The following is a 12,742-nucleotide window of genomic DNA, read 5'->3' as shown; positions in this document are numbered from 1 at the left end:
CCAGCGTGCCATGTCGTCTGTCGATGGGTGAGAGGGGGCCGAAGCGTATACACCCACGTGTGGTGACGAACACGACCGCGATCCCGTGAACCTTGCCTGCAGAGTGCGCATAAACTACAGGGGAGGTGTAGGTTTGCCGGTAAAAGAAATTCCACTCGAGGTGTAGGTTCTCTGTCGGATGATGGAAGACGTAGGGAAGAGCGATGTGGTGCGGCTCGTGCGCGTCTCAGATGTGGCGCGTGAGCTGGGGCTCTCACCAAGCCGGATTCGGCAGTTGGCTGACTCTGGAGAGATCCCTTCGTCGCGAACCACCGGTGGGCATCGCCTCTTCGACTTGGCGGAAGTCAGAGCAGCGGTTGCACGCCGTGCCCTCGGGAGCCGCACCGCCGCGGCCGTGACGCCTGGACGCCCTGCTGACTGGCGCCAAGAGCTTGCCTTGGAAGGCTTGGAAGAGCATGAGGTGTGGCGAGATATATGCAAGAATCTGGAACTCGATAGCGCCAGTCCAGCGGGCAAGATAGCCGCATATGCCTTCATGGAAATGCTAAACAATGCGATCGACCACTCCAGCGGCCGAGTAGTAGAGATTCGCTGGTGGGTAAGCGAGGACCTTTGGTGCTTCGAGATGCGTGACGATGGCATCGGGGCGTTTCAGAGACTTCGCAGTGGGTTACATCTTGCGAGCGACTTTGAGGCGATTCAGGAGTTATCCAAGGGGAAACGAACCACCGACCCAGCGCGGCATACGGGCGAAGGCATATTCTTTACTTCTAAGGTCGTCGATCTCTTTCGCATCACGTCATCTGGTATCCGCTGGACGGTCGATAACCTGCGCGATGACATGGCTTTGGGTGCTGCCCCGGTTGCTGCGGGGACGGCAGTTGTCTGTCAGCTTGACCCACATACAGAGCGGGTCATTGGCGATGTGTTCCGCCAATTCACCGACGACTCGGAATTTGTGCGCACGCGTACGACCGTGCGTCTCTTTGAGTTGGGAACGATGTTTGTGTCGCGGAGTGAGGCGAGACGCCTTCTTGACGGGCTAGAGTCTGATTTCGAAATAGTTGAGGTCGACTTCACCGGCATCGACGATGTGGGTCAGGGATTCGTTGATGAGTTGGTGCGGGTGTGGCCCAACATGCATCCCGGAAAGTCCGTGGTTCCGATCAATATGAACCGTGCAGTGGAATTTATGGTCACCCGGGGTCTTCGGCGAGCGGAGCGACAGAGCGGAGAATAGCAACTGACAGTCGGCGCACTCAGGGTCCATCACATCAGGTGGGCCGGAGTTCGCTCTATGGCGAGGGCGACCCGCCATGCCGTGCCTACAGGCGTTCGATGATCAGGGCGTTCGCCATCCCGCCGCCTTCGCACATCGTCTGCAACCCGTAGCGGCCGCCGGTGGCTTCCAGGTGGTTGACCAGCGTCGTCAGCAGCTTGGTCCCGGACGCGCCGAGCGGATGCCCGAGGGCGATCGCGCCACCGTTGGGGTTGAGCCGCTCCGGATCGGCGTCGAACTCGCGCAACCACGCGAGCGGCACGGGGGCGAATGCCTCGTTGACCTCGTACGCGTCGAGATCACCGATGCCGAGGCCGGAGCGGGCCAGGATCTTCTCGGTGGCAGGCATGATCCCGGTGAGCATCATCAAGGGATCGCTGCCGGTGACGGTGAAGGAGTGGAACCGCGCGCGTGGCCGCAGGCCCAGAGTCGCGGCCCGGTCTTCGTCCATGATCAGCACGGCGGAGGCGCCGTCGGTCAGCGGGGACGCGTTGCCCGGCGTGATCGACCAGGTGATCTCCGGGAACCGCTCGGCCAGGGCAGGATCGGAGAAGGACGGGTTCAGACCCGCCAGGCCTTCGGGGGTGGTCGTCGGCCGGATCGTCTCGTCGACGGTGTGCTCGCCGACCGGAACGATCTGGCCCTCGAACGCGCCGCTTCTCGTCGCGGCAGCCGCGCGCTCGTGCGAGAGCGCGGCGAAGGCATCCAGCTCCTCCCGGCTGAGCTTCCAGCGGGCAGCGATCAGTTCGGCGCTGATTCCCTGCGGGACCAGGCCCTCCGGGTAGCGCTCGGCGAGTGGGGCGTACGGATCCTTGCCCTGGGTGTTGCTGAACATCGGCACCCGGCTCATCGACTCCACGCCGCAGGCGATCACCGCCTCGTATGCGCCGGCCAGCACGCCCTGAGCCGCGAAGTGGACGGCTTGCTGGCTGGAGCCGCATTGCCGATCGATGGTGGTGGCCGGCACCGACTCCGGGAGCCCTGCCGCCAGCAGTGCGTTGCGGCCGATGTTGATCGACTGCTCGCCGGATTGCGAGACGCAGCCGGCGATCACGTCGTCGACGACGGCCGGGTCGACGTCGTTGCGGGAGAGCAGCGCGCGCAGCGTCGTCGCCAGCAGCTCGACCGGATGGACCTCGGAAAGCGCACCGTCCGGTTTGCCCTTGCCGGAGGCGGTGCGGACGGCGTCGATGATCACAGCGCTGGGCATGGGTCCAAGTCCTCCCGTACGCGGGCGTATATTCGCAGTCTACGAGCCATACGGTCGGCCGATCACGCGCTGCGTCCGCCTCAGTCGAGAAAGGCGTTCACGGTCTGCGCGAACCGTCCCGGGTCGTCGAGCCAGGGCTGGTGGCCTGCCTGCGGCAGGACGGCGACGTCGGCATGGGCGAATAGACGGGCGTAGTCGGCGGCACGGTGCGCCGGGAGCGCGACGTCATACTCGCCCGCGACAACCAAGACGGGCGCCTGGAGGTCCGCGAGGGACGCCGTGGTGGACTCCGGGTCGAGGGCGCCGTCCGAGTAGTAGATGCCGGCCGCCTCCACGTTCCGCTGTTCGTCTGCTCGCGCCGCGTGTGCCTGGGCTACCTGGTCCCAGCTGCCGTACGTGAACGGCATGATCGCGCTCCAGTCCGTCTCGGTGGCGCTTCCGGACTGGATCCGTTCGAGTGCGGCGTAAGCGTCGGGGAACCAGGCCTCGTCGCGGCGCAGCTCGGCGACCTGCCGGCGATCGTCGTCGGAGATCTCCAGCCGGACCGGCCGTGCGCTGGGTGTGATCAGGGCCAGGTGGTCGATCCGTTCGGGGTATCGGGTGGCATAGAGGAGCGCCAACGAGGCACCGGCGGAGTGCGCGAGCAGATCGATGCGGTCCAATGCCAGGTGCGTGCGTAGCGCTTCAACGTCGTCGACGAGCCGGTCGCACCGATACGTCGACGGGTCCGCCGGCGCCGCCGAATCCCCGGTGCCGCGCAGGTCCAGCAGTATCAACGTCCGATACGCGGACAAGCCACCCAGATCGGCGAGCTCAGCCGAGGGCAACATGGGCCCGCCGGGAATGCAGACCAGTGGCTTCCCCGTACCGATGCGGCGGTAGGCCAGGCGCGTTCCGTCGGCGGCGTCGAAGGTGAGCGTGTCAGCGACCATTTCGGACTCGCATACCGTCGAAGGTGATCTTGCAGACCGCATCGGCCAGTTCGGCTCCGTCCGTCCCCCGGCTCGGGCGGTACCATTCAATCAGCGAGTTGACGAGCCCGAACAGCAGCCGTGCGGTGACGTTCGGATCGATGTCGGGCCGGATGTCGCCCTCCGTCTCAGCCTGCTTGACCAGTTCCGCGACGAATCGATCGAACTCCCGGCGACGTGCCAACGCGTCCCGCTCCACCTTGGTGTTGCCGCGTACCCGCAGCAGCAGCGTCACGTACGGGAGCCGGTCGACGAGCACGCCGACGCTGCCACGCACCAGGTGCTCGAGCCGGTCGATCGCCCGCCCGGGCATCGCCTCCACCTGGTCCGCCACCTCGAACAGGCCGTCGAGCGCCCGATCGACGGCGAGCCGCAAGAGCTCCTGCTTGCTCGGTACGTGGTGGTAGATGGCCGATTTGGTGATGCCGAGCTTGCGGGAGAGGTCCTCCATGCTGGTGCCGTCGTAGCCGCGTTCGTTGAACAATCTCGTCGCGACCTGAAGCAGCGACTCCAGGTCGTATCCAGGCCGGCCCCGGCGGACGGCTTTGGTGGGCGGCTGTGCAGTGGGCATGGTCACCAGTATCCCCATCGAGTCGGGCGTTTCGCCTCAGTCCGCGCGGCGCAGGTCTTTGATGCGCCGCAACTTGCCCATCGAACGTTCCAGGGTCTCCGGATCGACGACGTCCACCTCCACGCTGACGCCGATGCCGTCCTTGACCGCGCGGACGACGTCAGCGGCCGCGGCGGCCCGTCGTTCGCCGGATGCGTCCGGCTCGGCCTCGACCTGTACGGTCAGCCGGTCCATCCGTCCCGCGCGGGTGAGCTGGAGCTGGAAATGCGGCGTCAGGCCGCCCGTACGCAGCACGATCTCCTCGATCTGTGTGGGGAAGAGGTTCACGCCCCGCACGATGATCATGTCGTCGCTGCGGCCGGTGACCTTCTCCATGCGGCGGAATGCCGGCCGGGCGGTGCCGGGCAGCAGCCGGGTGAGGTCGCGGGTCCGGTAGCGGACGATCGGCATCGCCTGCTTGGTCAGTGATGTGAAGACCAGCTCGCCCTCCTCGCCGTCGGCGCGCACGGTGTCGCGGAGCGGGTCGACGATCTCCGGATAGAAGTGGTCCTCCCAGATGTGCAGGCCGTCCTTGGTCTCCATGCACTCCTGCGAGACGCCGGGCCCGATCACCTCGGAGAGCCCGTAGATGTCCACCGCGTCGATGCCGGCGCGCGCCTCGATCTCCTCCCGCATGGCCTCGGTCCATGGCTCCGCGCCGAAGATGCCGACCTTGAGCGACGACGCCCGCGGGTCCAGCCCCTGCCGCTCGAACTCGTCCAGCAAGGTGAGCATGTAACTCGGGGTGAGCATGATGATCGTCGGCGTGAAGTCGTTGATCAGCTGCACCTGCCGAGTGGTCATGCCTCCGGACGCGGGTACGACGGTGCAGCCCAGCTTCTCGGCGCCGTAGTGCGCGCCGAGCCCGCCGGTGAACAGGCCATAGCCGTAGGCGACGTGCACGATGTCCCCGGGTCTTCCGCCGGCGGCGCGGATGGACCGTGCGACGACGCTCGCCCACGTCTCGAGGTCCGCGGCGGTGTACCCGACGACGGTCGGCCGGCCGGTCGTGCCGCTCGATGCGTGGATCCGGCTGACCTGTTCCCGGGGTACCGCGAACATCCCGAACGGGTAATTCTCCCGCAGATCGTCCTTGGTGGTGTACGGGAACCGGGCGAGGTCGTCGAGGGTCGAGCAGTCGCTCGGATGCACCCCGGCCGCGTCGAACGCGCGCCGGTAGTGCGGCACGTGCTCATACGCGTGGCGCAGCGTCCATTGCAGCCGTTCGAGTTGCAGCGCGCGCAGCTCGTCGATGCTCAGCCGTTCGGCCGTGTCCAGATCCGTCGAGGTCGTGGTCGGCCGGCTCGAGGGCACGCCGTCGTGCGCGATCGTCATGCTGATCCACCTTCTCGCTGGATGGTGCGGCTCCGTCCGCGGAATTCGAGGACGACCTCTCGTCCGCTCGGAGTGTCCCGGTAGACCGTCACGTCGTAGATGCCGTTGCGGCCGTAGCGGGTGCGTTCGCCGGCGACGGCGGTCAGCCGGTCGTCGAGGCGGGCGGACGCCACGAACGACACCTCCGCACCGGCGGCGACCGTCGTCGGCCCGTAGCTGTTGCAGGCGCAGGCGAACGCCGTGTCCGCCAGGAGGAACAGGTAACCGCCGTGGGCGATGTCGTGCCCGTTCACCATCGTCTTGGTGACGGTCATGGTGGTGGTCGCCGTACCGGCGCCGACGTCGACCAGTTCGATGCCGAGGGACTGCGAGGCATAGTCCGCGTCGAACATCGTCCGGGCGGGGTTTCGATGGTCTTCGGCCGATGGCGGCACTGGCTCCCTCCAGCCTTGCTTACTGACCGAATGGACGGTTAATAATGTGTCGACAAGTAAAGCAGGGCACGCGATGATGTCAAGGGAGGCGCCGTGTCCGAGGTGTTCATCATCGATGGTCTCCGTACGCCGCAGGGGCGGTATGGCGGAGCGTTGGCCGGCGTGCGGCCGGACGATCTCGCGGCGCTGACCGTTGGCGCCGTCGTCGAACGTGCGGGCGTTCCCGGTGACGCGCTGGACGAGGTCATCCTCGGTGCGGCGAACCAGGCGGGCGAGGACAACCGCAACGTGGCGCGGATGGCGGTCCTGCTAGGCGGACTCCCGGACGAGACCCCCGGCTACACCGTGAACCGGTTGTGTGCCAGCGGGCTCACGGCGGTCGCCTCCGCCGCGCAGAGCATCCGGACCGGCGAGGCGGACGTCGTCGTCGCCGGCGGCGTCGAATCGATGACGCGGGCGCCGTGGGTGATGGCCAAACCCGGCACGCCATGGGCCCGGCCGGGCGAGGTCAGCGACACGTCGCTGGGATGGCGGTTCACCAACCCGCGCTTCGCCGAGCACGACGGAACGGTCCCGCCATCGTCCGGGCCGGACACGCGGAAGATCACCCTCTCGATGGGCGAGACGGCGGAGGAGGTCGCCGCCCTCGACGGGATCGGCAGAGCCGAGTGCGACGAGTTCGCGCTGCGCAGCCACCAGCGCGCCGTCGCCGCGACCGACGCCGGCCGATTCGAGTCCGAGATGGTGCCGGTCCCGGTCAAGGACGGCGCGGTCAGCGTCGACGAGGGGCCGCGCCGGGACACCACGGCGGAGAAGCTCGCCCGGCTGCGCCCGGTCTTCCGCGACGGCGGCATCGTCACCGCAGGTTCGTCGTCGTCGCTCGCCGACGGTGCGGCGGCGTTGGTGCTGGCGGGAGAGGACGCCGTCCGGCGGCACGGCCTGACGCCGCGGGCGCGGGTGGTGGGGGCGGCGTCGGCGGGCGTCGCTCCTCATCTGATGGGTCTGGGGCCGGTGCCGGCGACGCAGAAGCTGCTCGCGCGCCACGGTCTGACGGCGGACGACGTGGATGCGGTCGAACTGAACGAGGCGTTCGCCGCGCAGAGCCTGGCCGTGATCCGGCGGCTCAAACTGGACGAGGAGCGGGTCAACGCGGACGGTGGGGCGATCGCCCTCGGGCATCCGCTCGGCTGCTCGGGGGCGCGGATCCTGGTGACGCTGCTAGGTCGGATGGAGCGTGAGCGCGCCCGGCGCGGACTGGCCACGCTCTGCGTCGGCGTCGGCCAGGGTGTATCGCTGCTGATCGAGGCGGTGTGACGGTGGAGGGGGACGGTGCGGCGCACATGACAGTTCTGGAACGGGTGGCGGTGATCGGCGGCGGCACCATGGGGGCGGGAATCGCGCAGGTCTACGCGACCGTAGGCGCCGAGGTCACGGTCGTCGAGAGCGACGGAGCGGCGGCGGAGGCGGCCCGCGACCGGATCGCCGCGGGGCTGGCACGCACGGCCGAGCGAGGCAAACTGCCGGTACCGGCGGAGGCGGTGATGCAGCGCATCCACCTGATCACGCAGATCGACGGGATCCCATCCACCGTGCAGCTCGTCGTGGAGGCGGTGCCGGAGAAACCGGAGTTGAAGGTGGCGATCCTCGCTGCCGCGGAGAAGGCGCTGCCGGCGGGTGCGGTCCTGGCCAGCAACACGAGTTCGCTCTCGATAGCCGAACTAGGGAGCGCTCTGGAGCTGCCGGAGCGATTTCTCGGTTTGCATTTCTTCAACCCGGTGCCCGCGTCCAAGCTGGTCGAGATCGTGTGTGCCAGGCAGACCAGGGACGACGTGCGCGATCTCGCGGTACAGTGGGTGCGCTCCCTCGGCAAGACCGACGTCGTGGTGCGGGATTCGCCCGGATTCGCCACCAGCCGGCTGGGCGTCACGCTCGGTCTGGAAGCGATCCGGATGCTGGAGGAGGGCGTGGCCGACGCCGCGGCGATCGACCACGCCATGGAGCTGGGCTACCGGCATCCGATGGGGCCGCTGCGGTTGACCGATCTGGTGGGCCTGGACGTGCGGCTCGCGGTCGCGGAATACCTGCACGTGAAGCTCGGTGAGCGGTTCGCTCCGCCGCAACTGCTCCGCGACAAGGTGGCGCGAGGCGAGCTGGGTAAGAAGGCCGGGCACGGCTTCTACCACTGGGACTGAACGTCTCCGTATGCCCCGGAGCGCTCTCGGGATCGTGCCGAGCGTGCGATGCTACCGGCGAAGTCTCGACCGGTGTGTGTCGCAGGCGTACCCTGAATCGCATCGCCGTCCCTTCGCGGGCGTCGTCGGGGGGTCCAGGGACGGCTTCGAGGGGGTCGTCATGTACGTCCAAGTCATCGAAGGTCGCGTGGGTTCCGAGCAAGCATTGCGAGCAGCGATGGACGCGTGGCGGGAAGAACTGGCCCCAGGCGCGGACGGCTGGCTCGGCGCGACCTACGGCATCACCGACGACGGATTGTTCGTCGGAGTGGTCCGCTTCGAATCGGAAGAAGCCGCACGGCACAACAGCCAGCGGCCGGAGCAGGACGCGTGGTGGCGGGAGGCTGCACGGTCCTTCGACAGCGAGGTGACGTTCCGTGACTGCACGGATGTCGCAACGCTGCTCGAGGGCGGCTCGGACCAGGCAGGATTCGTCCAGGTGCTGCAAGGAAGGGTGCGCGACCGCGACCGGCTGTTCGCCTTGACCGAAGAGTCGGCGTCCGTCCTTGCGCGTGAGCGCCCGGAGATCATCGGCGCGACCGTCGCCATCGACGACGAGGGCATCGTGACCGAGACCGTGGCCTTCACCAGCGAGGCGGAGGCGCGGGAAGGCGAGCGCAAGGAACTCGGAGAGGAAGCGCGCCGCCTCCTCGACGAGGAGACGGCGTTGATCGAGGACATCCGCTATCTCGACCTGCGCGAACCGTGGTTCGCGTCGCGGAGCTGATCGCTTCGAGCGCGCCGCGGACTGCGCTATTCGCCGGTGAAGGTGGGCTTCTCCTTGGCCAGGAATGCCTGCACGGCGTTGCGGTGATCGCGGGTGAGCCCGAGCCGGTTCTGCGCGGCGGCCTCCGCCTTCAGTACGTCGCCGAGTGGAGCCGGCCAGGCCCCCGTGATCGCCCGCTTGGCCTCCGCGTACGCCAGCGTCGGACCGGCCGCGAGCCGTGTCGCGAGTTCCGTGGTGGCGTGGGTGAGCTCGTCAGACGGGACGACGCGGCCTACCAGCCCCCACTCATGGGCTTCCGCAGCGGTGAACGTCTCATTCAACATGATGAGTTCGCTCGCTCGTGCGGTGCCGACGGCGCGCGCCAGCGTCGCGGAGAGTCCGGAGTCGCAGGTCAGCCCGATGCCGGTGAAAGCGGTGCCGAACTTGGCCGCGTCCGAGGCGATCCGGACGTCGCAGGCCAGGGCGAAGCCCAGGCCGGCTCCGACACAGGCGCCGTTGATCGCGGCGATGACGGGCTTGGCCATGGTGGTCAACGAGGTGACGATCGGGTTGTAGTGCCGTTCCACCGTGGCCAGTGCAGTGGACAGGTCGTGCTCGAGTGCCTCGGCATGCTCGACCAGGTCCTGTCCGACGCAGAATGAGCGGCCCGCGCCGGTGAGCACCACGGCGCGGATGGCGGCGTCTTCGGCGGTCTCCTGCAGCGCCTCTCTGAGCGCGTCTTTCATCCGGTTGGTCAGCCCGTTGCCACGGTCCGGGCGGTTCAGCGTGACCGTTGCGACCGCCCCGTCCCGGGTCAGAAGGACCGATTCATCAGCGCTTCCGTTCACCATGGCCGTACGTTAGCATCACTTCCTGAACGTTCGGTTGGTAATTCGCTACCATGGCAAGGGACGAGCGACAAGGAGGTCGGCCGATGACCGTACTGCCGAGCTACGTCGGGGGCGAGTGGCGTGCGCCCGTGCAGGAGGGTGCACCGTTGCACGATGCGGTGACCGGAGACGAAGTGGCGCGCATCTCCTCGGCCGGCATCGACATGGCCGCGGTGCTGGAATACGGCCGGCAGGTGGGCGGACCGGCCACACGAGGGCTGACCTTCCACGAGCGGGCGCTGATGCTCAAGCACCTCGCAGTCCATCTCCGCGAGCACCGGGACGAGCTCTACGCGCTCTCGCACCGCTCCGGAGCCACGCTCTACGACGCCAGGTTCGATGTGGACGGCGGCATCGGCGTGCTCTTCTCGTACGGCAGCAAGGGCCGGCGCGAGCTGCCGAACGACACCGTCTACGTCGAGGGGTCGGTCGAGCCCTTGGGTAAGGGTGGCACGTTCGTCGGTCAGCACATCCTGACACCGGCGCGCGGCGTGGCCGTCCAGATCAACGCGTTCAACTTCCCCGTGTGGGGACCGTTGGAGAAGCTGGCGCCGGCGTTCCTGGCCGGGGTCGCCACCCTGATCAAGCCCGCGAGCCAGACCGCATACCTGACCCAGCGCCTGGTCGAGCTGATCGTCGAGTCGGGGCTGCTGCCCGAGGGATCGGTGCAGCTGGTCTGTGGCAGCGCCGGCGACCTTCTCGACCATCTCACCGATCAGGACCTGGTGTCGTTCACCGGGTCCGCGTCGACGGCACAGCGGCTGCGCACCCATCCCGCCGTCGTCCGCAACGCGGTCCGGTTCAACGCCGAGGCCGACTCGCTCAACCTCTCCGTGCTCGGGCCGGACGCCGTGCCAGGAACCACCGAGTTCGACCTCTTCGTCAAGCAGCTCGTCACCGAGATGACCGTGAAGGCGGGCCAGAAATGCACCGCCATCCGGCGCGCGTTCGTCCCAGCCGAACGCCTCGACGACGTCGCCGAGGCCGCGACGGACCGGCTGGCCAAGGTCGCGGTCGGTGATCCGAGGAACCCGGACGTGCGAATGGGCGCATTGGCGAGCCTGGAGCAGCGCGAGGAGGTGCGGCGGTCGCTGAAGGCGCTGACGGACGCCGCACACGTGGTGTTCGGGGATCCGGAGCGGGTGGACCTGGTGGACGCCGACGCCGAGCGCGGCGCGTTCGTCTCGCCCGTCCTGCTCCGCGCCGACGACGTGGATCGGGCCGAACCGCATCAGGTGGAGGCGTTCGGGCCCGTCTCCACACTGCTCCCGTATACGTCGACGCCAGAGGTGGTGGAGCTGGCGGCGCGGGGTGCCGGCAGCCTTGTCGGCTCGGTGGTGACCGGGGACGCCGACTTCGCCCGCGACGTGGTGGTCGGGGTCGCGCCGTGGCACGGACGCGTGCTGGTGCTGGACGCGGAGAACGCCAAGGAGTCGACCGGACACGGCTCGCCGCTGCCGACCCTGGTGCACGGCGGCCCCGGCCGCGCCGGGGGTGGCGAGGAGATGGGCGGCATGCGCGGCGTGTTCCAACACATGCAGCGCACCGCGGTCCAGGCGTCGCCGAAGGTGCTGGCCGGCGTCACCAACCGGTGGGTGACGGGTGCGCCGCGGGCCGACGAGTCCGTACACCCGTTCCGCAAGTCGCTGGCCGAGTTGCGGGTGGGCGACACCGTCGTCGCCGGCCCGCGCACGGTGACCCGCGAGGATATCGATCATTTCGCCGAGTTCACTGGGGACCGGTTCTACGCGCACACCGACGAGGCGGCCGCGGCGGCGAATCCGTTCTTCGAGGGCATCGTCGCTCATGGGTATCTGGTGGTGTCGCTCGCGGCCGGCCTCTTCGTCGATCCCGCTCCCGGCCCGGTGCTGGCGAACTACGGGCTGGAGAATCTGCGCTTCCTGACGCCGGTCAATCCGGGCGACGAGCTGACCGTGACGCTGACGGCGAAGCAGATCACGCCCCGTGTCGACGCGGACTATGGCGAGGTGCGCTGGGACGCGGACGTGACGAACCAGGACGGCGAGCCGGTGGCGACCTACGACGTCCTCACCCTCGTCGCCAAGGGGGAAGTGGGGAATTCCGATGACGGCTGACACGGAAGCAGCGACGCCGGAGCTGGAGGAGCACTTCCAGCGCACGATCGACCGTGATCAGCGGATCGAGCCGCGGGATTGGATGCCTGAGGGCTATCGCAAGACGCTGATCCGGCAGGTGGCGCAGCACGCGCACTCGGAGATCATCGGCATGCAGCCGGAGGGCAACTGGATCACACGTGCTCCGTCGCTGCGACGCAAGGCGATCCTGCTGGCCAAGGTGCAGGACGAGGCCGGCCACGGCCTGTACCTGTACTCGGCTGCGGAGACGCTGGGCGCCGACCGGGCCGACCTGACGCGGAAACTGATCGAGGGCCGGCAGAAGTACTCGTCGATCTTCAACTATCCGACGCTGAGCTTCGCCGACGTCGGCGTGATCGGCTGGCTGGTGGACGGTGCGGCGATCTGCAACCAGGTTCCGCTGTGCCGCAGCTCGTACGGCCCGTACGCGCGGGGGATGGTGCGTATCTGCAAGGAGGAGTCGTTCCACCAGCGCCAGGGCTACGAGCTGCTGATGACGATGATGCGGCGCGGCACCGAGGCGCAGCGCCGGATGGTGCAGGACGCGACCGACCGGTGGTGGTGGCCGTCGCTGATGATGTTCGGCCCGCCCGATCACGATTCGCCGAACACGGCGCAGTCCATGGCGTGGAAGGTGAAGCGACACACCAACGACGAGCTGCGGCAGCGGTTCGTGGACATGACCGTGCCGCAGGCCGAAGCGCTCGGCGTCACGTTGCCGGATCCCGAACTGGCGTGGAATCCCGAGCGCGGGCACTACGACTTCGGCGAGATCGACTGGGACGAGTTCAAACGTGTCGTCTCCGGCGACGGGCCGTGCAACGCCCAGCGGGTGGCTCAGCGACGCCGCGCACACGACGACGGCGCGTGGGTCCGCGGGGCCGCCACGGCCTACGCCGCCAAACACAGCGACACCTCCCATGATCATCGAGGATCGCAGGGGCTATGACACCGGTAAG

Annotated in this window: 12 protein-coding genes; 6 read left to right on the top strand and 6 right to left on the bottom strand. The window is 68.1% G+C overall.

Annotated elements, in window-relative coordinates; all coding sequences use genetic code 11:
* The first annotated feature begins 178 nt into the window (after positions 1–178).
* Positions 179–1,240, top strand: a complete 1,062-nt coding sequence (locus tag G1H10_RS13845; RefSeq protein WP_163738488.1) for an STAS-like domain-containing protein — start codon at positions 179–181, stop codon at positions 1,238–1,240.
* Between the two features lie 85 nt (positions 1,241–1,325).
* Here G1H10_RS13845 and G1H10_RS13840 read toward each other — a convergent pair whose 3' ends face one another.
* The 5 genes from G1H10_RS13840 to paaI form a co-directional block, all read right to left on the bottom strand.
* Positions 1,326–2,489 carry a thiolase family protein gene (locus G1H10_RS13840; protein ID WP_163738485.1) on the bottom strand — a complete coding sequence of 388 codons (1,164 nt, stop codon included), beginning with the start codon at positions 2,487–2,489 and terminating at the stop codon, positions 1,326–1,328.
* Between the two features lie 80 nt (positions 2,490–2,569).
* Positions 2,570–3,421, bottom strand: a complete 852-nt coding sequence (locus tag G1H10_RS13835; RefSeq protein WP_163738482.1) for an alpha/beta fold hydrolase — start codon at positions 3,419–3,421, stop codon at positions 2,570–2,572.
* Positions 3,411–4,031: a TetR/AcrR family transcriptional regulator gene (locus G1H10_RS13830; RefSeq protein ID WP_163738479.1), complete on the bottom strand. Its 621-nt coding sequence runs from the start codon at positions 4,029–4,031 to the stop codon at positions 3,411–3,413. Before G1H10_RS13830 ends, G1H10_RS13835 begins: the two co-directional genes overlap by 11 nt.
* Positions 4,032–4,067: 36 nt before the next feature.
* Positions 4,068–5,405, bottom strand: a complete 1,338-nt coding sequence (gene paaK / locus G1H10_RS13825; protein ID WP_163738476.1) for a phenylacetate--CoA ligase PaaK — start codon at positions 5,403–5,405, stop codon at positions 4,068–4,070.
* Positions 5,402–5,797, bottom strand: a complete 396-nt coding sequence (gene paaI, locus G1H10_RS13820; RefSeq protein ID WP_163738602.1) for a hydroxyphenylacetyl-CoA thioesterase PaaI — start codon at positions 5,795–5,797, stop codon at positions 5,402–5,404. The genes paaK and paaI overlap by 4 nt, the downstream gene beginning before the upstream one ends.
* Before the next feature lie 135 nt (positions 5,798–5,932).
* Here paaI and G1H10_RS13815 point away from each other — a divergent pair, with 135 nt between their 5' ends.
* The 3 genes from G1H10_RS13815 (at position 5,933) to G1H10_RS13805 (ending at position 8,797) form a co-directional block, all read left to right on the top strand.
* Complete coding sequence (locus G1H10_RS13815) at positions 5,933–7,153, top strand: thiolase family protein (protein WP_163738473.1); 1,221 nt, start codon at positions 5,933–5,935, stop codon at positions 7,151–7,153.
* Between the two features lie 26 nt (positions 7,154–7,179).
* Positions 7,180–8,031, top strand: coding sequence for a 3-hydroxyacyl-CoA dehydrogenase family protein (locus G1H10_RS13810; RefSeq protein ID WP_163738470.1), 852 nt, complete (start codon positions 7,180–7,182; stop codon positions 8,029–8,031).
* 160 nt (positions 8,032–8,191) lie between these two features.
* The gene (locus G1H10_RS13805) at positions 8,192–8,797 is read left to right on the top strand and encodes a hypothetical protein (protein WP_163738467.1); all 606 of its coding nucleotides are present in this window, start codon (positions 8,192–8,194) and stop codon (positions 8,795–8,797) included.
* 26 nt (positions 8,798–8,823) lie between these two features.
* On the opposite strand, the gene G1H10_RS13800 is transcribed toward G1H10_RS13805, so the two are convergent.
* On the bottom strand, positions 8,824–9,627 hold the full coding sequence (locus G1H10_RS13800; protein WP_163738464.1) for an enoyl-CoA hydratase/isomerase family protein: 804 nt from the start codon (positions 9,625–9,627) through the stop codon (positions 8,824–8,826).
* 83 nt (positions 9,628–9,710) lie between these two features.
* Here G1H10_RS13800 and paaZ point away from each other — a divergent pair, with 83 nt between their 5' ends.
* On the top strand, positions 9,711–11,762 hold the full coding sequence (gene paaZ / locus G1H10_RS13795) for a phenylacetic acid degradation bifunctional protein PaaZ (RefSeq protein ID WP_163738461.1): 2,052 nt from the start codon (positions 9,711–9,713) through the stop codon (positions 11,760–11,762).
* Positions 11,752–12,732 (top strand): 1,2-phenylacetyl-CoA epoxidase subunit PaaA, encoded by a 981-nt coding sequence (gene paaA, locus G1H10_RS13790; protein WP_163738459.1) that lies wholly within the window; start codon positions 11,752–11,754, stop codon positions 12,730–12,732. Before paaZ ends, paaA begins: the two co-directional genes overlap by 11 nt.
* Positions 12,733–12,742: the final 10 nt, after the last annotated feature.

This window comes from Phytoactinopolyspora halotolerans, from assembly GCF_010550675.1.
GTDB lineage: Bacteria > Actinomycetota > Actinomycetes > Jiangellales > Jiangellaceae > Phytoactinopolyspora > Phytoactinopolyspora halotolerans.
The sequence above is the reverse complement of the archived record's forward strand: the minus strand, read 5'-3'. Positions and strand labels throughout refer to the sequence as shown.

Bases quoted from the DNA above. Each gene is read 5' to 3' on its own strand.
- G1H10_RS13800 (WP_163738464.1), bottom strand. From the start codon at position 9,627: ATGGTGAACGGAAGCGCTGATGAATCGGTCCTTCTGACCCGGGACGGG.
- paaI (WP_163738602.1), bottom strand. From the start codon at position 5,797: ATGTTCGACGCGGACTATGCCTCGCAGTCCCTCGGCATCGAACTGGTC.
- paaZ (WP_163738461.1), top strand. From the start codon at position 9,711: ATGACCGTACTGCCGAGCTACGTCGGGGGCGAGTGGCGTGCGCCCGTG.
- G1H10_RS13835 (WP_163738482.1), bottom strand. From the start codon at position 3,421: ATGGTCGCTGACACGCTCACCTTCGACGCCGCCGACGGAACGCGCCTG.
- G1H10_RS13830 (WP_163738479.1), bottom strand. From the start codon at position 4,031: ATGCCCACTGCACAGCCGCCCACCAAAGCCGTCCGCCGGGGCCGGCCT.
- G1H10_RS13840 (WP_163738485.1), bottom strand. From the start codon at position 2,489: ATGCCCAGCGCTGTGATCATCGACGCCGTCCGCACCGCCTCCGGCAAG.
- G1H10_RS13810 (WP_163738470.1), top strand. From the start codon at position 7,180: ATGACAGTTCTGGAACGGGTGGCGGTGATCGGCGGCGGCACCATGGGG.
- paaK (WP_163738476.1), bottom strand. From the start codon at position 5,405: ATGACGATCGCGCACGACGGCGTGCCCTCGAGCCGGCCGACCACGACC.
- G1H10_RS13805 (WP_163738467.1), top strand. From the start codon at position 8,192: ATGTACGTCCAAGTCATCGAAGGTCGCGTGGGTTCCGAGCAAGCATTG.
- G1H10_RS13845 (WP_163738488.1), top strand. From the start codon at position 179: ATGATGGAAGACGTAGGGAAGAGCGATGTGGTGCGGCTCGTGCGCGTC.
- paaA (WP_163738459.1), top strand. From the start codon at position 11,752: ATGACGGCTGACACGGAAGCAGCGACGCCGGAGCTGGAGGAGCACTTC.